The sequence below is a fragment of the Arthrobacter sp. NPDC057013 genome, assembly GCF_042674585.1.
Lineage (GTDB): Bacteria > Actinomycetota > Actinomycetes > Actinomycetales > Micrococcaceae > Arthrobacter.
This window is the reverse complement of sequence record NZ_JBHUSE010000023.1, coordinates 39,691-57,827: the sequence shown is the minus strand read 5'-3', so window position 1 is coordinate 57,827 and position 18,137 is coordinate 39,691. Positions and strand designations below refer to the sequence as shown.

Here is an 18,137-nt window from a genome sequence, read left to right as displayed (position 1 = left end):
TTAGATCTCCATCCCGAAGTGCTCGCTGAAACGTACATCGCCTTCGATCATGTCGCGCATGTCGCCGACCTCGTTGCGGAACATGAGCGTCCGCTCGATGCCCATGCCGAAAGCAAAGCCCGAATAGACGTCCGGATCGATGCCTGCGGCCCGCAGGACGTTGGGGTTGACCATGCCGCAGCCGCCCCACTCGATCCAGCGCGGCCCGCCCTTGGCGCCGGGGTGGAAGATGTCCAGCTCGGCGGACGGCTCGGTGAACGGGAAGTAGTTGGGGCGCAGCCGGATCTGGGCTTCGTCGCCGAACATCTGGCGGGCGAAGTGCTCCAGGGTTCCCCGGAGGTCAGCCATGCTGAGCTTCTTGTCGATGGCCAGGCCCTCGAACTGGTGGAACACCGGGGTGTGGGTGGCATCGAGCTCATCGGTGCGGAACACCTTGCCCGGGCACAGCACGTAGATCGGCACTTCGCGTTCCAGCATGGAACGGACCTGCACCGGCGAGGTGTGGGTGCGCATCAGCAGGTGGGCTTCGGGCGGCTCCACGAAGAACGTGTCCTGCATTTCGCGGGCGGGGTGGTCCGGCTTGAAGTTCAGCGCGTCGAAGTTGAACCATTCGGATTCCACTTCGGGGCCTTCGGCGATTTCCCAGCCCATGCCCACGAAGATGTCCGCGACGCGGTCCTGCAGTGTGGACAGCGGGTGGCGGGCTCCGGCCCGGCGGCGGCGCGGGGCTGCCGTGACATCCACGGTCTCCTCAACCAGGATGCGGGCGTCGTTCTCCGCTTCGAGCTCGGCGGTGCGGTCCGCGAGCGCCTTGTTAACACGGCCGCGCGAGGAACCCATCAGCTTGCCGGCGGCGGCCTTCTGGTCCTTGGGCAGGCTTCCGATCCCACGGTTGGCCAGGCTCAGCGGCGACTTCTCACCGGTGTGGGCCAGGCGCACTGCCTTGAGTTCATCGAGCGTGGACGCGCCGGCAATGGCGGCGACGGCCTGGTCCACGGCGGCGTTGATGGCGGTTTCATCCAGAGGGTTCGGGACGGCGGCGCCCGGCAAAGTTTCAGTCATCTACTGTTCTTAGCTACGAGTCGGGTGGTGCCAGCGGCCGGTGCAGCCGCGCCGGTTCCCCGGCCGCGCGTCCGTCGCTGGCACGTCATTGCAGAAAGTCATCCAAGGACGCCGCCCAGAGACGCCATCCAAGAACAAGGGCAGGCTCGCCGGCGCACGGCCGGCAGGCACTGTTCCCAGTCTAATTGACAGCACCGGGCTAAATGACAGCAGGTGCCCGGGGGCGCCTGTATTGCCCCGCCGCCCGCGGCTACCATGGCCCCATGACGCATGGCCGCAGAACGGGAGGCCCACTGACGCGACGACAGCGCCTCAGGCAACTCGCCAACGTGCTGAATGCCTCCACGCCGCTGGGGCTGGTGCTTGCCGGGTTGGCCGGCACCAGGACTTTCCGGGGTCCCCGCGGCCTGATTGTCGCCACCGGTTACCGGTGGCCGCTGCCGGTGGCCGGCGCCTTCACGGTGGGCAACGTTGTCATCTTCCGAACGGACGCTGACACGGCTTTGACGGGCCACACGCTCCTGGGCCATGAGGAACGGCACAGCACCCAGTACGCGTGGTGCCTGGGGCTGCCCTTCCTGCTGTTCTACTTCGCGGCCGCTGCGTGGTCGGCTGTGCGGTACGGCGATCCGGCGTCGGGAAATCCCTTCGAGCGGCATGCGGGCCTGGCGGCGGGCGGCTACGTGGACCGTCGGCTCCGTGACAGGAGGCCCGGACCCGACAGAAGGCGCGGCTCTGGCCGGGGGCACTCATGAGTGAGCCCGCTGGCCGGGCCGAAGTCCGGACTGTCACCGTCACGGGGTTCGGAACCGCCGAGGCCGCACCGGACCTGCTGACGCTGTCCGTTGGCGTGGAATGCCGGCGCGACGACGCAGGTGATGCCTATGCCGCCGCCGGAGGGGCGTCCGCTGCCGTGACGGCCGCGCTGCGCAGCAGGGGCGTGGAGAACCGGGACATCAGGACGTCGGGGCTTAACGTCCGGGCCGACGTCGTCTGGCAGGAGGGCCGCGGCCAGCAGGTCACCGGCTACGTGGCATCCAGCATGCTCAGCGTCCGGCTCCGGGATCTGTCTGCCGGTTCTGGGGCCATTGCCGCGGCGGTCGAGGCAGGCGGCAACGACGTGCGCCTGGACGGCGTGCAGCTCGGCTTTGCCGATGCCGCAGCGGGCATGGCGCTCGCCCGCGACGCCGCCTGGGCCGACGCGCGGGCGGCAGCAGCGCAGTTCGCCGCACTTGCGGGCGCCGAGCTGGGTGAGGTGGTCTGCGTACGGCAGCACCCTGTTCCGTCGGCGCCCGTGCCGGTGGGCGGGATGCAGCGGGCTTTCGCCACGGACTCCATGACCGTGGAACCCGGTGAGTCCGGCGTCAGCGCCAGTGTCACCGTGGAGTGGGAGTTGCTAGTGGAGGCTGCCGGCGGCGAGCGCGACGTCGGCCGGCAGAGATAGGTCAAACGGCCGGGCTGCGCCGGAGAAGTGGCTAAGCGAGGTCCGGACGACGGCGGCTATCGCCTCCGCCATCAAATGCACAGTCAGTGAGGGGGCACCGCTCCCCCGCTCCACTTGGTCCGGCGCGAACGGCACATGGACGAATCCGCCGCGGACGGCCGACCGGGATGCCAGCTCGTGCATGAGCGCATAGAAGGTGTGATTGCAGACGTACGTTCCCGCCGTCTGCGAAACCTCGGCCGGAATACCCGCCTCTTCCACGGCAAGAAGGGCCGCCTTGACTGGCAGCGAGGTGAAATACGCAGCCGGGCCGCCGGGCACCACCGGCCGGTCCACGGGCTGGTTTCCCGCGTTGTCCGGAATGGGCGCGTCATCGCAATTGATGGCAACCCTTTCCAGCGATACCCGCCCCCGGCCTCCGGCTTGCCCGACGCACACCACCAGCTCCGGCTCGAGCTCATCGAGGGCGTTCCGCAGCACATTCCCGGCCACGCCGAAAATGCAGGGCAGTTCCACCGCCTCCACGACTTGGCCTTCGGCGCGGAGCAAGTCCCGCGCGGACAGTGCAGCCGCCCACGACGGATTGATCGGCTGGCCGCCGAAAGGTTCGAAGCCGGTGAGCAGAATCATGGACCCAGCGTAGCCGCTGGACAGGAGGAAACGCCGACGGCGAACCTTGACTTAACTTCGAACATACCTTCGAATGGATGTCATGAGATGGGACGCGCAGGCACTCAAGCCGGCACAGGACGAAATACCCGGGGCCGCCCCGCTGCTGCCCCTGGCCGGGCTGGTGCGGTCCGTGTCCACTCCCGAGTTCGCCGGCGTCACCTTTCATGAGGTCACCGCCAAATCGGTGCTCAACAAGGTGCCCGCCGGTTCCCGGATGCCGTTCGAGTGGACCGTGAATCCGTACCGGGGCTGCAGCCACGCGTGCGTCTACTGCTTCGCCCGCAAGAGCCATACCTACCTGGACTTCGACGCCGGGCTCGATTTCGACAGCCAGGTGGTCGTGAAAATCAACGCGGCCGAGGTGCTGCGCAAGGAGTTGGCCAAGCCCTCCTGGAACCGGCAGCAGGTGGCATTGGGCACCAACACGGACCCCTATCAGCGGGCGGAGGGCCGGTACCGGCTGATGCCCGGCATCATCGGTGCGCTGGCCGACTCCGGGACCCCCCTGTCCATCCTGACCAAGGGCACTTTGCTGGCGCGCGACATTCCGCTCCTTAAGCATGCCGCGTCACAGGTGCCGGTGGGCATTGGCATCTCGCTGGCCATGACGGACGAGCAACTCTCCGAGGCCATCGAGCCCGGCACACCCGGACCGCGGGCGCGGCTCAGGCTCGTGTCCAGGCTCCGCGAGGCCGGACTGCCCTGCGGCGTGATGGCCATGCCCATCCTGCCCTGGCTCTCGGACAGCGACGAGGCCCTGGATTCCCTGTTCGCCGCACTGGCTGGCGCCGGTGCCACCGGCGTCACGGCCGGAGCGCTGTACTTGAAGCCGGGCACCCGGGAGTGGTTCATGCAGTGGATCGCTGCCCGGCATCCGGAACTCGTCGGCCGCTACCGCAGGCTCTATGGCACGGGCTCGTATGCCTCAAAGGAATACCGCATCTGGCTGGCCGGCAGGGTCCGTTTCTTCAAGGCCCGGCACGGCTTCTCCAATTCGCACGGGTTCAGCCACCGGGACGTCGACGAGCACCCTGCCGACGATCCCCGGGGTGAGGAAGCCGCCTACCCCGAAGGAAGCATTCCGCAGGACCGGACGGGGCACGACAGGTCAGGCCAGCAACGGTCAGGGCCGAATGGCCACCGCAGCGAAGCACGAACGTCCCAGCCCACACTGTTCTGAGTCGGCAGCCGTACCGCTCCTGCACCCGTGCGCGGTCTTTCCTGTTGCTAATTCCCGGGCACGAAGCCGGCACAGCCCGCGGCGGCAACGCTGGCAAGCAGCGCCTGGACAATCGGGAGGTCGGCCGGGATCCACGGCAGGCTGAGAGCTTCGTCACCCTCGCGGATGCTGACCCAGCGGAGCTCATCGTGGTCTTCGAGCGGCCGGGGTTCGCCGTCGGCCACTTCCGCGAACCACACCCGCATCACGGCCTTGGCGTTAAGGGGCCAGCCTTCCGGTCCCGGCGCTTCCAGTTCCGCCCCGAGGACGACATCGATGCCGAGTTCCTCGCGGAGCTCACGGTGCAGCGCCTTGTCGGGGGCTTCGCCCGGTTCGACCTTCCCGCCCGGGAACTCCCACATGCCGGCAAACTGCGGAGGCGCCGTGCGGCGGGCCACGAGGAGCCTGGCGGGAGCGGAGAGCGAGTCCAGCACGGCCCCGCCGACGACGTTGATCAGTTCAGTCACCGGTCCAGTCTATGAGGGCAAGGTCTCGGCCTTCCGCCGGAATATCCATCCCGCAGCGAAGCTCGTTAAAATCAGACATATCAGTGGCAAAGAGGCCTACTCCGTAATTCCCTTCGAAAAGCAGGCACACATGACTTCCACTGTCCAGGCTCCCCGCACGCCCAAGGCCGCCACGCGCATCGGTCCCGCCATCCTGGCCTTGGCCATGGGCGGCTTCGGGATCGGCGTCACCGAATTCGCCATGATGGGGCTGCTCAACGAGGTCGAGGCCGGACTCCGGATCAGCACTCCCGAGGCGGGCCACCTCATCTCCGCCTACGCCCTCGGCGTCGTCGTGGGAGCTCCCGTCCTCGCCGCCGTCGGCGCGAAGCTGCCGCGCAAGTACCTCGCGCTGGGCCTCATGCTGTTCTTCAGCGTCGCCAATCTTTCCTCGTTCATCGCTCCCGACTACGCGAGCATGCTCGTCTCCCGGTTCGCCGCCGGCCTGCCGCACGGTGCGTTCTTTGGCGTGGCCGCGGTGATCGCCGCATCCCTGGTGGCGCCGACGAAGCGGGGCTGGGCCATTTCCATGGTCATGGCGGGGCTCACCGTTGCGAACGTGGTCGGTGTTCCGTTCGCCACCTGGCTCGGCCAGACCTTTGGCTGGCGGCTGCTCTTTGTCCTGGTGGGAGTACTGGGGTTGGTGACACTGGCGCTCATCTGGAAGTTCGTTCCGTTCCAGAAGGCGCACGCAGACGCCAGCATCCGCAGGGAACTGGGCGCACTTAAGCGGGCACAGGTCTGGCTGGCGATCCTCATCGGCATCGTCGGTTTCGGCGGTTTCTTCGCTACCTACACCTACATCTCCCACACGATGACCTCCGTGGCCGGGATCCCCGCCGCCCTGCTGCCGTTCGTGGTGGCCCTGTACGGCCTGGGAATGGTGGCCGGCAACATCGTCGGCGGCCGGATCGCGGACAAGTCCGTGATGGGGACCATTTACCGCGTCCTGCCGGGAATCGCCGTCGCCCTCGTGGTGTACGCCGTGGCCGTGCACTGGCCGTGGTCGGCCTTCCTCATGGTGTTCGTGGTGGGCGGCGCCGGGTCCATGCTCGTCCCGGCCCTGCAGACCCGGCTGCTGGACGCGTCCCCCGACGCGCCGTCGCTGGCGTCCTCCCTCAACCACGCAGCGCTGAACGTCGCCAACGCCCTGGGCGCCTTCCTGGGCGGCGCAGTGATCGCGCGGGGCTGGGGCTACGTCGCACCGGCCCTGGTGGGTGCCGTCCTTGCCATTCTTGGCCTGATGGTGGCCCTGCTCAGCGGCCTGCTGGAACGCAAAAAGCCGCTGGCCCCGTAACAAAAAGCACGGAGCCAGCGGCTCAAGAAGCACAGGGCCAGCGGCTCACACGCGTATGGCCGGCCGCTGAACTTTCCAAAAAGGCGGTTACGCCCCGGAGTCGCCGGCAAGGGCGGGCCCGCTGGCCACCTCTGCACGGCGGATGTCGGGCTCCAGGTAAATGACCCGGGCAATCGGAACTGCCGAGCGGATGCGTGCCTCGGCGTCGTCGATGGCCTTGGCAATGTCCAGCCCGGAATCGCCGGCCCCCACACTGATCTTGGCGGCCACGAGCAGCTCCTCCGGGCCCAGGTGCAGGGTCTTGAGGTGGATGATGGCAGTGCCGTCCGCCTCGATGGCGCGCCGGATGCGGCCGACGTCGTCCTTCGTGGCCGACTCCCCCAGCAGCAGCGACTTGGTCTCCATCGCCAGGATCACGGCAATCGCCACGAGCAGCACGCCAATCATGCCGGTCCCGATCCCGTCCCAGATGCCGTCGCCTGTCAGCAGGGTCAGTCCCACGCCGAACAGGGCAAACAACAGGCCCAGCAGGGCGCCGAAGTCTTCGAGCAGGATCACCGGAAGCTCGGGCTGCTTGGCGGTGCGCACGAAGCTGATCCAGCCCTGGCTGCCGCGGATATGGTTGGCCTCGATGATGGCCGTCCGGAACGAGAAGCCTTCGGCCACGATGGCACCCACCAGCACAGCCAGGGGCACCCACCAGAAGTCACCTTCAATGGCGTGCGGGTGCTGGATCTTTTCCCAAGCCTCGTACAGCGCGAACAGGCCGCCGACGCTGAAGAGCACGATGGAAACGATGAACGCATAAATGTACCGTTCGCGTCCGTAGCCGAACGGGTGCTCCGGGCTGGCAGCCCGCTGGGCGCGTTTCCCCCCGATCAGGAGCAGGACCTGGTTGCCCGAGTCGGCGACCGAGTGGATGGCCTCAGCCAGCATCGATGAGGAGCTTGTCAGCAGGAACGCGACGAACTTCAGGACGGCGATGGTCAGGTTGGCGGCCAGCGCCGCGACAATCGCCTTGGTACCGCCATTTGCAGCCAAGGGAGGCTCACCTCTTCACGTGGTTATTTCAACGGATGGGACAGGGCGGGATGGATCCGCCGTCTAGTAAATACCGTACCCGTCCGGCCCGGAACAGACAGCGCACATGGCCTCCTGGCGGCACGAAAAGCCAAAACTAAGCCTGCTGACAAAGAAACGCGCCCTGTGTTAGCTTGAAGCCATATCGGGACTGATAAGAATCGATCCCGACGAATATGAAGGAGCAGACAATGGGTTTTCTTGCTTGGATTATTCTCGGCCTGATCGTAGGCGCAATTGTTAAAGCCGTCATGCCCGGCCGGGTCGGCGGCGGCTGGGTCACCAGCCTCGTTCTGGGCGTCGTTGGCGCCATCGTTGGCGGCTGGATCGGCAGCCTTCTCTTCGGCAAGGGTGACTTGGCGTTCTTCGACCTCGGGACTTGGATCCTCGCCATCATCGGCGGCCTCGTAGTCGCAGGTATCTACGGCGCCATCACCGGCCGTAACCGGGCCACCCGGGCACCATAAAAAGGCCAGGATCACAGGCACTGGGCCTCGACAAGCGCAAACGCATAGACAAGCGCAAGCCCAGGCCATAACAGACAAAAACAGACAGGAGCGGGGACCCACCAGCACGGTGGGTCCCCGCTCCTTCCCGTATGACGGCCAGCCATGCATGTCGGCCGCTGTCCACGGATGGAGTTTTCGTCCAGATATCGCGGCTTGGAGGGCCTTTAGCGGCCGATATCTGGACAAAAACTCCTGAGCTTAGGCAGGCTGCTGGGACCTCGCACTTGCGTACAGGCAGACGGTGGCCGCTGTTCCCAGGTTGAGGCTCTCGGCGGCACCATACACTGGCACCGCCACACGGTGGTCGGCCAGCGCGAGTTCGTCGTCGGAGAGGCCCTGGGCTTCGTTGCCGAAGAGCCAGGCAGTGGGGTTCTCCAGTGCGTAGTCCGAGGCGGCGGTCGATGCGCCCAGCCGGCGGGCGGCGTTCTCGTCCTGCAGCCGGTCAAGGTTCAGTTGCCCGTAGCCGTCAGCGGCGAGTACGCCGATCCCCCGTTCCTTGCACAGCTCCACCAGCTCATTGACGTCGGCGCCGAGGACCACGGGCAGGTGAAACAGGGAGCCGGCAGTCGACCGGACGGCCTTGGGATTGTAGATGTCCACGCTTGAACCGGTGAGGACCACGGCATCGGCGCCGGCAGCGTCTGCGGCCCGAAGCACCGTCCCGGCATTCCCGGGGTCCCGGACCTGGCACAGCACGGCAATCAGCCGTGGCCCGCCGTCGAGCACGTCCGCCAGCGAGACGTCCACGAAATCACACACCGCAACGATCCCCTGCGGGGTGACGGTGTCCGCCATGGCAGCGAGGACGTCGTCCGTCGCAAGCCGGGCACTGGTTCCCACGGCCAGTTCCTCGAACTCGGGGTACCGGTCGAGGCAGGCCTCGCTGGCGTACACCTCACGGACGATCCCTGGCTGGCCGGCCGCGGTCCGCTTGCCGTGCAGCACCAGGGCTTCACGAACTGCCTGGGGGCCTTCGGCGAGGAACTGGCGGCGCTTTAAACGGGCCGGGCGCCCTGCAAGCTTGGCCACGTCCCGCACCCGATCTGCTCGGGGATTGGAGAGTGGAAAGTCTTGCGGGCGCCCGGTTTCGTTCATATAAGAAACCTTAGTGGCTGTTGCCACCGGTCCTTGAACTGGGAGCTGTCTGCTTACTCAGCAGCTGCAGTGGCCGGCTTCTTCGCAGCGCGTGCACGGGTGGCCTTGGCCTTCGGTGCAGCCTCAGCCTTGGCGGCCGGTGCGGAGGTGTCTGCCGGCAGGGAGTCCTTGGCAACCTGGACCAGCGCAGCGAAGGCGTTGGCGTCAGAGACGGCCAGTTCGGCCAGCATCCGGCGGTCAACCTCAACCTCAGCAGCCTTCAGGCCCTGGATCAGACGGTTGTAGGTCAGGCCGTTGGCGCGGGATGCAGCGTTGATGCGCTGGATCCACAGGCGGCGGAAGTCGCCCTTCTTCTTCTTGCGGTCGCCGTAGCTGTACACAAACGAGTGCAGCAGCTGTTCCTTGGCCTTGCGGTACAGGCGTGAGCGCTGTCCACGGTAACCTTTGGCGCGTTCGAGGACAACCCGGCGCTTCTTGTGGGCGTTTACCGCCCGCTTCACACGTGCCACGTGCGTACTCCTTCAGAATTCTTGTCCCAAGCATCTTTCGCCGGTGATCCGGCTGGCCTGAGAAGGCTTTATTGGTGGGTGGCTGCTGCCTGACGGCGGCAGCCAGAGAGCTTGGAACTAGATGCCGAGCATCTTCCGGATGACCTTGGCGTCGCCCTTGAAGACGATCTTGTCACCGGCGAGGCGACGGGTCAGGCGGCTGGACTTGTGCTCAAGGTAGTGGCGGCGGTTGGCCTGCTGGCGGCGCAGCTTGCCGGTACCGGTCAGCTTGAAGCGCTTCTTGGCACCACTGTGGGTTTTCATCTTCGGCATGGGAACCGATCTCCTAACGTATCCGCAGACATGTCTGCAGTCTTTCGCGCAGCCGGCCCTGGGGACGGCGTGCTGGTTGCTGGCTGCCTGAAGGGGATGCCTTCCGCAGTTTCGAACTAGTTGGTCTTCTTGCCTGCCGGCTTCGGCGTGGGCCGGGGTGCAGCAGGACGTGCCACCGGCTTCGGCGCGGCGGGCCTGGCCACCGGCTTCGGCGGGGCAGGCACAGCTGCAGGCTTCGGCGCTGCCGGGGCAGGCGCTTCGGCCTGCGGAGCCTTGGGCGCAGGTGCCTGGGCGGCGGCCTTCGGCGCAGCGGGTGCCGCCGGGGCGGCAGGTGCAGCAGCCTTCGGGGCAGCAGCCCTGGGCTCCGCAGCCTTCGGAGCAGCAGCCTTGGGCTCCGCAGCCTTCGGAGCAGCAGCCTTGGGCTCGGCGGGAGCTTCGGCAGGTGCCGGAGCCTCGGCAGGTGCTGCGGCCGGGGCTTCGGCAGCCGGAGCTGCCTCAGCGTCAGCGGCCGGAGCCTGAGTGGCCTCAGCCTGGGCCGGAGCTTCCTGCGTTGCCGTTGCCTCTTCGGCGGCGGTGTCAGCAGAAACCTTGAAGCCCTCCGGGAGGAGGTCACCCAGCGACTGCGTCAGCGGTGCCTGATCGTCACCTGAGGTGTCAACACGGCCGGCGGCCTTGGCTTCGTTCTGTGCCTTGGCCTCGGCGCGCTGGGTCGCGCGGCGGGCTTCGGCCTTCGCTTCGGCCTTGTTCTTCAGCGGGCCGATGACCATGACCATGTTGCGGCCATCGATGCGCGGGCTTGACTCCACGACACCGACTTCTGCCACGTCCTCAGCGAAACGCTGGAGGAGGCGCAGGCCCATTTCGGGACGCTGCTGCTCACGGCCGCGGAACTGGATCATGGCCTTGACCTTGTCCCCGGCTCCGAGGAAGCGCAGGGCGTGGCCGCGCTTGGTCTCGTAGTCGTGGGTGTCGATCTTCAGGCGGAACCGGATTTCCTTCAGAACCGTGTTGGTCTGGTTCTTCCGGGCCTCACGGGCCTTGACTGCGGCTTCGTACTTGTACTTGCCGAAGTCCATCAGCTTGCACACCGGAGGCTTGGCCTGCGGTGCAACTTCAACGAGATCCAGGTCGGACTCGGCAGCCAGACGCAGGGCATCCTCGATGCGGACGATCCCTACCTGTTCGCCGGCAGGGCCGACCAGCCGCACCTCAGGGACGCGGATACGCTCATTGATTCTTGGCTCGCTAATGTTAAAGCTCCTGTGTTTGTAATGGTGTTCCACCGGCAAAATAGAGAAGGCCCCCAATTGCCGGAGCAATCGAAGGCCTCAAAGATCGGATGTGCACCTCCCGCAGGGGCTGCACGCGCTTCACTGGACTACTGCCCGGTGAACCGCCCGACCGTTACCCGGCAACCTTGCTGCCCTGAACCTTCCAGGGAAAACGGCTGACGCGGGTGGGAGAGAACTCCGCTTGCAAACTGAGTATCAATTCTACAGAAAGATACCCGCTTACCGCACATTTGCGGCAGTGGGTCTCATACACGGCAAAATAACGACATCCAGTCGGTCTGTGACAAGCTTACCAGTATGAGCACTCCAGACAGCAATTCACACGTCTACCAGGCACCCGGCGCCGGGGACGACGTCACGCAGCAAATCCGCGACATCTCGGAAGTTCCCGCGATCGAGGTCATCACCACGGCCGCCGTGCACCTCATGAGTGCCTCCGCCGTGAAGCTCGGCCTGGCCGCTGAGGAGAACGCCGCTGAGCTGAAGGACCTGGACGAGGCCCGCAAGCTCATCACCGCCCTCGCCGGCCTGGTGACGGCAGCCGCTCCGGAGATCGGTTCACAGCACGCCGGTCCGTTGCGTGATGGCCTGCGGTCCCTGCAGCTTGCCTTCCGCGAAGAATCCATCATTCCGGATCCCCCGGGCAAGGGTCCCGGTGAGAAGTTCACCGGTGCGGTGAACTAAGGATTAACGTTCGACGGCGGCGGGCCGGCTCTTCGGGGCCGGCTCGCCGCCGTTTTTGTCCTGGAGACCGCCGGTGACCGCCCCGGGCGGCCCGTCCGGCGGCGGCGTCAGGAGGCGGCAGCGCGGCGTCGGCGCTCTTGCAGGACAAGCCCGACGACGCACAGCAGCACCCCGGCCACGCCGACGGACACGAAGCCTCCCGCCGCCCCGATGCCGTCGATGAAGATTCCGGCCAGCGGAGCCCCCAAGGCAACACCGGCGGTCAGCGCCGACCCGTACCAGCCCATGGCCTCGCCGCGTCTTGCCTCGTCCACCAGTTCGGCCACCTTCTCGGAAGCTGCCGACAGGACCGGCGCGCAAAGGAGGCCCGGCAGCAGCGACAGCAGGCTGAGGGTCAGGGTGTCGGTGGCAAACCCCATGGGAATGGTGAAGGCAGCCATGCCCAGCAGCAGAAGGATCGGGGAAACAGGCCGGTGCATGGCCCCGTACACGAGGCCGCCGATCACCGACGCGGCGCACCAGAAGAGGAACACGACGCCGATCTCGCCCTGGCGGCCGCCGGTCTCCAGCGCGGCCACGATTCCCACGTCGGTGCCACTGAGCACCATGCCGGCGCCGGCAGCCACAGCGAACACCGCGGCCACACCGGCGGTGAACCAGGCGAAGCTGTGGGCCACCCTGCGCTTCAGGACTGCCCGCCGCCGGCTGCCCGCAGACGCCGGGCCGAGCTCAGCCGCTGCCTCCTGCACGTGTGCGGGGGCGGCAGCCACAACGGCTACCTCTGCTGCTTCCTGCTCATCCGCATCGTACGGTTCGGAGCGGACGGCGCTGCGGGTGGGCGGGTTGAACCACATCAGGAAGAGCCCGGCCAGCGACGTCGAGACACCGACGGCGGTAAGCCCCAGCACGGAATGGCCGCTGGTGGCCACCACAGCACCTGCGGCCGGGCCGATCATGAACACCAGTTCGGTGCTGACCGCATCCAGCGCGAAGGCGGTCCTGCGCTGGTCGCCGTCCGCCAGCACCCCCAGGGACTGCCGCACCACGCTGAAAATGGGAAGTGTCAGCAGGCCGCCCACGAACACGAGCGGCAGCAGCCACTGGTAGGACACGTGCGGCACGATGGACCAGATAACAGTTTCCGAAATCACCGAAGGTATCAGCGCAGTGCGCAGGCCCGCGGTGTCCACCCGGCGGCCGCGCCAGGGTGCGCCGAGCGCAATGCCGATGGTCATTACGGCCGCCGCCGTTCCCGCGGCGGCGTAGCCCTCGCCAAGGGTCAGGACGATGTGCAGGGTCAGCAGGACGCCCGCCGCCGAATGGGGAATGCGGGCAATCATGCCGACTGCCAGGAGCCGTCGGATGGGCCGGACGGCCAGCAGCTCCCGGTACAGGGTGAAATTCACAGATGGGTCCTCGGTTCAGCCGCCGGACAGCAACGGAACGGACCTCCACCGGTCGGCGGTTACTGCGCGGCGCGCCTTAGTTTGACTTCGATCGAATCAACGCGCTCACCAAACAATACATTCCGGCTCCACTCGGCCTGGAGGCCGGCAACAAGGTCCTGGACGGCGGCGGCGTCGAGCCCGTCCTCCAGGTAGAGCACCACCCGCAGTTCAGGGCCGGCTCCGCCGCCTTCGACGCGGGCGCCGGCGGCTGTGGCACTGGCCACTCCCCCGCCGGGAAGGATCTCGAGTCCGCGGACCGCGCGCCTGTCTGCGGCACCGGCCCGAAGCACCGCGGCCAGCTCGTCATCGAGGTAAGCAGGTACCCACGGCCGCTGCTGCGCGAGGGCCCAGACCCCGGGGCGCCTGACCACAAAGGTAATTTCCGAACCGGGGTCCACGACCAGCAGCTCGGCCCCCTCGGAAACAGCGGAAAGCGCGGCCCTCGCGGCATAAACGGCCACCGGACGCGCCTGAGCGTGCCACGCCGTCAGGGCCGCTGCCGACGTGAACACCGGCATGGCGAGCCGGCCGTCAGGCGCCTTGAGCGTCACCAGCGCCATGTCCGCCTGCTTGTCGGCGTGCACGCCGTGCGCGCCCTCGGCTTCCTCCGCCAGCTGGGCCACCACGGGCACAAAGACGCGGGCGGTGGCCAGCGAGGCAACCACCGCGGCTTCGTCCCCATGCCCGGCAACGAGGGCAGCGAGTGCGGTGAGGTAGCCGGCGTCGGCAGTGCCGTCGTCGTCCTCGAAATTGTGGATCTTGGCGTCATCGCCGGCGAGGCTGCGCCCGGCCCAGGGCTGGCCCGCCGAATCAGTGGCGCCGCCTGCGCCGGCGAGGGCGGCCTCGATGTGACCGGGCAGCCGGCGTGCCGGCGGCACGCCCGTGCCCGGTACGCCCGTTCCAGGTACGCCGCCGTCCGCGGAATTGCGCTGCTGCTCGGTCACGGCAATGCCTTAGCGGCGGCCAGCGACGTCGAGGGCCTCGGGCAGGGTAAAGGCGCCGGCATACAGGGCCTTGCCCACGATGGCGCCTTCGACGCCGAGCGGCACCAGGGAGCGCAGCACCTTCAGGTCGTCGAGGCTGGAAATCCCGCCGGAGGCCACGACGGGTTTCCCGGTCTTCTCCACCATCTGCCGCAGCAGTTCAACGTTCGGCCCCTGCAGCGTGCCGTCCTTGGTCACGTCGGTAACGACGTAGCGTGCGCAGCCGGCCTCTTCCAGGCGGCCCAGGACGTCCCACAGGTCCCCGCCTTCCTTGGTCCAGCCGCGGCCGGCCAGGGTGGTTCCCCGGACGTCCAGGCCGACGGCGATCCGGTCACCGAAGCGGTCGATGGCCCGTGCCGTCCATTCCGGGTTCTCCAGTGCGGCGGTTCCGAGGTTGACCCGCGCGACGCCCAGGTCCAGCGCCTTCTCCAGGGAGTCGTCGTCCCGAAGCCCGCCGGAAAGCTCCACCTTGATGTCCAGCCGGCCCACCACTTCGCGCAGCAGTTCCGCGTTCGAGCCGCGTCCGAAGGCTGCGTCCAGATCCACCAGGTGGACCCATTCGGCGCCCTGCTGCTGCCAGTTCAGCGCCGCCTCCAGCGGCGTTCCGTAGCTCGTTTCGCTGCCGGCCTCGCCCTGGACCAGGCGGACGGCCTGGCCGTTCACGACGTCGACGGCGGGAAGCAGTTCAAGTACCGGCAGCTCGTTTTGGCTGGTCATCGGCGGTTTCCTCAGTTCTTGTAGGCGCTGTAGTTCTGCGGGCCCTGTTCCCATGCGCGGCATCTGCTGCGGCGCACGGCGGGTTGGTTTGATTAGTTGCCGGGAAGGGTCAGCAGGTAGGCGGCCAGCAGCGACATGGCAGCCAGCACGTAGAACCCGATCTGGACCCAGAGCGGCTTACGCTGCTGCCTGAAGGACAGTCCGCCGCCCACCAGGAGGCCGGCCAGTCCCATCAGGAGAATTGACCACATTTAGGCGTCCGCCGCCTGCCGGGAGTGCGGACCGCGGAGCCCGTCAACCCAGTTCTTGAGCAGCCGCGCACCGGCGTCGCCTGACTTTTCCGGGTGGAACTGGGTCGCGCACAGCGGGCCGTTCTCCACGGCGGCTATGAACGGGGCGCCGTGCTCGGACCATGTGACCAGGGGCGGCGCCATCCGGGGCTGGATGACGTCGAAGTCCCAGTTCTGGACGCCGTACGAGTGCACGAAGTAGAAGCGCTCACCCTCGACGCCGTCGAACAGCCGGGAGCCTTCCGGGACCTTAACTGTGTTCCACCCCATGTGCGGGACCACTTCGGCCGGCAGGAGCTCCACCTTGCCGGGCCACTCCCCCATGCCTTCGGCTTCAGTTCCGTGTTCCACGCCGGCCTCGAACAGCACCTGCAGGCCGACGCAAATGCCGAGGACCGGACGCCCGCCGGCAACGCGGCGGCCAATCATCCGAATGCCGTCAACGGCCTTGAGTTCGCGCATGACCGTCTCGAAGGCGCCGACGCCGGGGACAACCAGCCCGTCGGCGTTCAGCACGTCCTCGGGCTTGGAACTGAGGATGACCTCCGCGCCGGCGCGTTCCAGGGCACGCACGGCCGAACGGACGTTGCCGGACCCGTAGTCCAGGACGGTGACGGTGGGCTTGCCCTCCGGGGAGGCCGGCTTCAGCGTGGCCGAGGGGTCGATGATCGCGCCCTCGCGCAATACTTTGCCGGTCACAGTGCTCCCTTGGTGGACGGAATGCCTTCGACGCGGGGGTCCGGCTCGACGGCTGCGCGGAGGGCCCGGGCGAAGGCCTTGAACTGGGCTTCCACGATGTGGTGCGGGTCCCGGCCGGCGATGACGTTCATGTGCAGGCAGATGCCGGCGTGCAGCGTGATTGCCTCGAAGACGTGCCGGGTCAGCGATCCCGTGAAGTGGCCGCCGATCAGGTGGTACTCCTGGCCGGCAGGCTCGCCGCCGTGCACCAGGTAGGGCCGGCCGGAGACGTCGACAACGGCGTGTGCGAGGGCTTCGTCCAGGGGCACCGTCGCCTCGCCGAAGCGGCGGATGCCAGCCTTGTTGCCCAGCGCGGTGCGCAGCACCTCGCCGAACGTGATGGCAACGTCCTCAACGGTGTGGTGGACGTCAATGTGCGTGTCGCCGGTGGCCTTGACGGTCATGTCAATGAGTGAGTGCTTGCACAGCGCCGTCAGCATGTGGTCGTAGAACGGGACCGAGGTGCTGATGTCCGACACTCCGGTGCCGTCGAGGTTGATCTCCACCAGCACGGAAGATTCGCTGGTGGCACGCTCCATGCGTGCAGTCCGTGCCTCGGCACCCTTGATTCCGGTGTCGCTCATGGTGATAGATGTCCTTTGATGAAGGATTGGGGGCGGACCTGACCCGGTCCATGGTCAAGTTTAGGCCGGAAGTGCAGCTTGCCGGGCCAGGATGCTTTCCAGCGCTTCCAGGAAGGCTGTGGTTTCCGTCTCAGTCCCGGCGGTGACCCGCAGGTGGCCGGCGATGCCGACATCCCGCACGAGCACCCCTGCGTCCAGCAGCTCCTGCCAGACCACGTGGGGATTCTCCAGGCCGCCGAAGAAGACGTAGTTGGAGTCGGACGCCGCGGGCCGCAGCCCCATCCGCGTCAGCTCCGCGACAATCCGGTCGCGCTGGCGCTTGATGTCCCGGACGTCGGCCATGAGCGCCTCGCGGTGCTGCAGCGCGGCGAGGGCGGTTGCCTGCGTTACGGCCGAGAGGTGGTAAGGCAGGCGCACCAGCCGGAGGGCGTCCGTCACCTCGGGAGCCGCGGCCATGTAGCCGAGGCGGGCGCCGGCCAAGGCGAACGCCTTGCTCATGGTGCGGGAGACGATGAGCCGCTCCCGGCCGGGCAGCAGGGTGAGCGCGCTGGGCGTCCCGTCGTGGGCAAACTCGTGGTAAGCCTCGTCCACGACGACGATCGCCTGACTCGCCTCGCCTGCCCCGTAGACCGCTTCCACCACATCCAGACCCAGGCCCGTGCCGGTGGGGTTGTTGGGCGAGCACAGGAAGACGATGTTCGGCTGCAGTTCACGCACCTGGCTGGCGGCCGACTCAGCACTGAGGCCGTAGTCGTCGGCCCGCTTGCCGGCAATGTAGGCAGTGTCCGTGCCGCTGGCAAGGAGCGGGTACATGGAGTACGTCGGCGGGAAGCTCAGAAGCGACCGGCCCGGGCCGCCAAAGGCCTGGAGGATCTGCTGGAGGACCTCGTTGGACCCGTTGGCTGCCCAGAGGTTGTCCGCGCTGAGCCCGTGGCCAAGGTATTCCGCCAGGGCTTCCCGAAGTTCGGTGAATTCGCGGTCGGGGTACCGGTTGAGTCCGGTGGCGGCCTCGCTTACCGCCGCGGTGATGGCCGCCCGCACGTCGGCGGGCACGCCATGGGTGTTCTCGTTGACGTTGAGCAGGATCGGAACGTCAAGCTGCGGGGCGCCGTATGGGGACAGCCCCCTCAGGTTGGTCCGCAGGGGCAGTCGGTTCAGTCGCTCAAGCTGGTCAGTCACCTAGACAGTTTAAGTACCCGGCAGGGCTGGCCGGAAACTGTGACGGTTCCGGCGCCCGGGAACCATACGGTTCGGGGAGCATAAAGCGCTACTTGTTCGGCACAAAAAGCTGCTGCCCTGGCATGACCTTCCCGGCCTGAAGGTCGTTGAGCTGGACAATGTCCGCAATCACATCCCGTGGATCGCGGTTCGGATCGACCTTGCCGGCGATCGCCCACAGCGATTCTCCGGGCTGCACCGTGACCGAGACCGTCGGCGTAACGGAGAGGCCGCCGGCGCTGTCCGCCGCCTTGGCCGGCGAGTTCAGCAGCCCGGTCAGAGACAGGAGCACGGCGGCGAGCAGGACAAGCGGGAGGCCGATCAGGACAATCCGGCCACGGCGGGTGAGGCGCAGGCGCGGCGGCCTGCCGGGCCGGGAAACTGCCGTGGAAGTTGTTGCTGCTGTTGAAGCTGACATGGCGTGAGCCCTCCTGGACCAAGTTGTACTGCCTCGCGTTCGAACAAACAGTTCGAACAC

The 18,137-nt window shown here is 67.2% G+C and carries 22 protein-coding genes; 6 read left to right on the top strand and 16 right to left on the bottom strand.

Translation table 11 applies throughout. The features are described from left to right. Entirely contained in the window at positions 1 to 1,062 is a 1,062-nt protein-coding gene (gene pheS / locus ACFTSA_RS21345; RefSeq protein WP_377953856.1) for a phenylalanine--tRNA ligase subunit alpha, read from the bottom strand. A gap of 263 nt (positions 1,063 to 1,325) precedes the next feature. On the opposite strand from pheS, the gene ACFTSA_RS21340 reads away from it, so the two are divergent. After that, positions 1,326 to 1,817, top strand: coding sequence for a hypothetical protein (locus ACFTSA_RS21340; protein ID WP_377953855.1), 492 nt, complete (start codon positions 1,326 to 1,328; stop codon positions 1,815 to 1,817). After that, complete coding sequence (locus ACFTSA_RS21335) at positions 1,814 to 2,506, top strand: SIMPL domain-containing protein (RefSeq protein WP_377953854.1); 693 nt, start codon at positions 1,814 to 1,816, stop codon at positions 2,504 to 2,506. Before ACFTSA_RS21340 ends, ACFTSA_RS21335 begins: the two co-directional genes overlap by 4 nt. Here the strand turns inward: ACFTSA_RS21335 and pcp are convergent. Further along, positions 2,459 to 3,136: a pyroglutamyl-peptidase I gene (gene pcp / locus ACFTSA_RS21330; protein ID WP_377953853.1), complete on the bottom strand. Its 678-nt coding sequence runs from the start codon at positions 3,134 to 3,136 to the stop codon at positions 2,459 to 2,461. The two genes, ACFTSA_RS21335 and pcp, sit on opposite strands and share 48 nt — an antisense overlap. Positions 3,137 to 3,218: 82 nt before the next feature. On the opposite strand from pcp, the gene ACFTSA_RS21325 reads away from it, so the two are divergent. After that, positions 3,219 to 4,358 carry an Rv2578c family radical SAM protein gene (locus ACFTSA_RS21325; RefSeq protein ID WP_377953884.1) on the top strand — a complete coding sequence of 380 codons (1,140 nt, stop codon included), beginning with the start codon at positions 3,219 to 3,221 and terminating at the stop codon, positions 4,356 to 4,358. 47 nt (positions 4,359 to 4,405) lie between these two features. On the opposite strand, the gene ACFTSA_RS21320 is transcribed toward ACFTSA_RS21325, so the two are convergent. Further along, positions 4,406 to 4,864, bottom strand: coding sequence for a (deoxy)nucleoside triphosphate pyrophosphohydrolase (locus ACFTSA_RS21320; protein ID WP_377953852.1), 459 nt, complete (start codon positions 4,862 to 4,864; stop codon positions 4,406 to 4,408). A 130-nt stretch (positions 4,865 to 4,994) separates the two neighbouring features. Here ACFTSA_RS21320 and ACFTSA_RS21315 point away from each other — a divergent pair, with 130 nt between their 5' ends. Then, positions 4,995 to 6,200: an MFS transporter gene (locus ACFTSA_RS21315; RefSeq protein ID WP_377953851.1), complete on the top strand. Its 1,206-nt coding sequence runs from the start codon at positions 4,995 to 4,997 to the stop codon at positions 6,198 to 6,200. Positions 6,201 to 6,287: 87 nt separating this feature from the next. Here the strand turns inward: ACFTSA_RS21315 and ACFTSA_RS21310 are convergent, their stop codons facing one another. Beyond that, a complete protein-coding gene (locus ACFTSA_RS21310) occupies positions 6,288 to 7,241 on the bottom strand; it encodes a cation diffusion facilitator family transporter (RefSeq protein WP_377953850.1) in 954 nt (317 codons plus the stop codon). A gap of 230 nt (positions 7,242 to 7,471) precedes the next feature. On the opposite strand from ACFTSA_RS21310, the gene ACFTSA_RS21305 reads away from it, so the two are divergent. Continuing rightward, entirely contained in the window at positions 7,472 to 7,747 is a 276-nt protein-coding gene (locus tag ACFTSA_RS21305) for a GlsB/YeaQ/YmgE family stress response membrane protein (RefSeq protein WP_377953849.1), read from the top strand. 240 nt (positions 7,748 to 7,987) lie between these two features. Here the strand turns inward: ACFTSA_RS21305 and ACFTSA_RS21300 are convergent, their stop codons facing one another. The 4 genes from ACFTSA_RS21300 to infC form a co-directional block, all read right to left on the bottom strand. Beyond that, the gene (locus ACFTSA_RS21300) at positions 7,988 to 8,884 is read right to left on the bottom strand and encodes a TrmH family RNA methyltransferase (RefSeq protein ID WP_377953848.1); all 897 of its coding nucleotides are present in this window, start codon (positions 8,882 to 8,884) and stop codon (positions 7,988 to 7,990) included. 53 nt (positions 8,885 to 8,937) lie between these two features. Then, positions 8,938 to 9,393 carry a 50S ribosomal protein L20 gene (gene rplT, locus ACFTSA_RS21295; RefSeq protein ID WP_377953847.1) on the bottom strand — a complete coding sequence of 152 codons (456 nt, stop codon included), beginning with the start codon at positions 9,391 to 9,393 and terminating at the stop codon, positions 8,938 to 8,940. A gap of 117 nt (positions 9,394 to 9,510) precedes the next feature. Continuing rightward, positions 9,511 to 9,705, bottom strand: a complete 195-nt coding sequence (rpmI, locus tag ACFTSA_RS21290) for a 50S ribosomal protein L35 (protein ID WP_003798720.1) — start codon at positions 9,703 to 9,705, stop codon at positions 9,511 to 9,513. A gap of 116 nt (positions 9,706 to 9,821) precedes the next feature. Then, positions 9,822 to 10,913, bottom strand: a complete 1,092-nt coding sequence (gene infC / locus ACFTSA_RS21285) for a translation initiation factor IF-3 (RefSeq protein WP_377953845.1) — start codon at positions 10,911 to 10,913, stop codon at positions 9,822 to 9,824. Positions 10,914 to 11,294: 381 nt separating this feature from the next. Here infC and ACFTSA_RS21280 point away from each other — a divergent pair, with 381 nt between their 5' ends. Beyond that, the gene (locus ACFTSA_RS21280) at positions 11,295 to 11,681 is read left to right on the top strand and encodes a DUF1844 domain-containing protein (protein WP_003798723.1); all 387 of its coding nucleotides are present in this window, start codon (positions 11,295 to 11,297) and stop codon (positions 11,679 to 11,681) included. A 107-nt stretch (positions 11,682 to 11,788) separates the two neighbouring features. On the opposite strand, the gene ACFTSA_RS21275 is transcribed toward ACFTSA_RS21280, so the two are convergent. From ACFTSA_RS21275 to ACFTSA_RS21240, 8 genes are all read right to left on the bottom strand, one after another. Next, entirely contained in the window at positions 11,789 to 13,087 is a 1,299-nt protein-coding gene (locus ACFTSA_RS21275) for an MFS transporter (RefSeq protein ID WP_377953844.1), read from the bottom strand. A gap of 59 nt (positions 13,088 to 13,146) precedes the next feature. Next, on the bottom strand, positions 13,147 to 14,007 hold the full coding sequence (locus ACFTSA_RS21270; protein ID WP_377953883.1) for an SseB family protein: 861 nt from the start codon (positions 14,005 to 14,007) through the stop codon (positions 13,147 to 13,149). Between the two features lie 75 nt (positions 14,008 to 14,082). Next, positions 14,083 to 14,829, bottom strand: coding sequence for a bifunctional 1-(5-phosphoribosyl)-5-((5-phosphoribosylamino)methylideneamino)imidazole-4-carboxamide isomerase/phosphoribosylanthranilate isomerase PriA (priA, locus tag ACFTSA_RS21265; protein WP_377953843.1), 747 nt, complete (start codon positions 14,827 to 14,829; stop codon positions 14,083 to 14,085). A 92-nt stretch (positions 14,830 to 14,921) separates the two neighbouring features. Next, on the bottom strand, positions 14,922 to 15,080 hold the full coding sequence (locus tag ACFTSA_RS21260) for a hypothetical protein (protein WP_377953842.1): 159 nt from the start codon (positions 15,078 to 15,080) through the stop codon (positions 14,922 to 14,924). Continuing rightward, positions 15,081 to 15,818, bottom strand: a complete 738-nt coding sequence (hisH, locus tag ACFTSA_RS21255; RefSeq protein ID WP_377953841.1) for an imidazole glycerol phosphate synthase subunit HisH — start codon at positions 15,816 to 15,818, stop codon at positions 15,081 to 15,083. Then, positions 15,815 to 16,441, bottom strand: a complete 627-nt coding sequence (gene hisB, locus ACFTSA_RS21250) for an imidazoleglycerol-phosphate dehydratase HisB (RefSeq protein ID WP_377953840.1) — start codon at positions 16,439 to 16,441, stop codon at positions 15,815 to 15,817. Before hisB ends, hisH begins: the two co-directional genes overlap by 4 nt. 60 nt (positions 16,442 to 16,501) lie before the next feature. After that, on the bottom strand, positions 16,502 to 17,620 hold the full coding sequence (locus ACFTSA_RS21245) for a histidinol-phosphate transaminase (RefSeq protein WP_377953838.1): 1,119 nt from the start codon (positions 17,618 to 17,620) through the stop codon (positions 16,502 to 16,504). Positions 17,621 to 17,708: 88 nt separating this feature from the next. Then, positions 17,709 to 18,077: a LysM peptidoglycan-binding domain-containing protein gene (locus ACFTSA_RS21240; RefSeq protein ID WP_377953837.1), complete on the bottom strand. Its 369-nt coding sequence runs from the start codon at positions 18,075 to 18,077 to the stop codon at positions 17,709 to 17,711. Positions 18,078 to 18,137 lie beyond the last annotated feature (60 nt).

Coding starts and splice junctions, on each gene's coding strand:
- pheS (WP_377953856.1), bottom strand. CDS start 1,062: ATGACTGAAACTTTGCCGGGCGCCGCCGTCCCGAACCCTCTGGATGAA.
- ACFTSA_RS21340 (WP_377953855.1), top strand. CDS start 1,326: ATGACGCATGGCCGCAGAACGGGAGGCCCACTGACGCGACGACAGCGC.
- ACFTSA_RS21335 (WP_377953854.1), top strand. CDS start 1,814: ATGAGTGAGCCCGCTGGCCGGGCCGAAGTCCGGACTGTCACCGTCACG.
- pcp (WP_377953853.1), bottom strand. CDS start 3,136: ATGATTCTGCTCACCGGCTTCGAACCTTTCGGCGGCCAGCCGATCAAT.
- ACFTSA_RS21325 (WP_377953884.1), top strand. CDS start 3,219: ATGAGATGGGACGCGCAGGCACTCAAGCCGGCACAGGACGAAATACCC.
- ACFTSA_RS21315 (WP_377953851.1), top strand. CDS start 4,995: ATGACTTCCACTGTCCAGGCTCCCCGCACGCCCAAGGCCGCCACGCGC.
- ACFTSA_RS21305 (WP_377953849.1), top strand. CDS start 7,472: ATGGGTTTTCTTGCTTGGATTATTCTCGGCCTGATCGTAGGCGCAATT.
- ACFTSA_RS21300 (WP_377953848.1), bottom strand. CDS start 8,884: ATGAACGAAACCGGGCGCCCGCAAGACTTTCCACTCTCCAATCCCCGA.
- rpmI (WP_003798720.1), bottom strand. CDS start 9,705: ATGCCGAAGATGAAAACCCACAGTGGTGCCAAGAAGCGCTTCAAGCTG.
- ACFTSA_RS21280 (WP_003798723.1), top strand. CDS start 11,295: ATGAGCACTCCAGACAGCAATTCACACGTCTACCAGGCACCCGGCGCC.
- priA (WP_377953843.1), bottom strand. CDS start 14,829: ATGACCAGCCAAAACGAGCTGCCGGTACTTGAACTGCTTCCCGCCGTC.
- ACFTSA_RS21260 (WP_377953842.1), bottom strand. CDS start 15,080: ATGTGGTCAATTCTCCTGATGGGACTGGCCGGCCTCCTGGTGGGCGGC.
- hisB (WP_377953840.1), bottom strand. CDS start 16,441: ATGAGCGACACCGGAATCAAGGGTGCCGAGGCACGGACTGCACGCATG.
- ACFTSA_RS21240 (WP_377953837.1), bottom strand. CDS start 18,077: ATGTCAGCTTCAACAGCAGCAACAACTTCCACGGCAGTTTCCCGGCCC.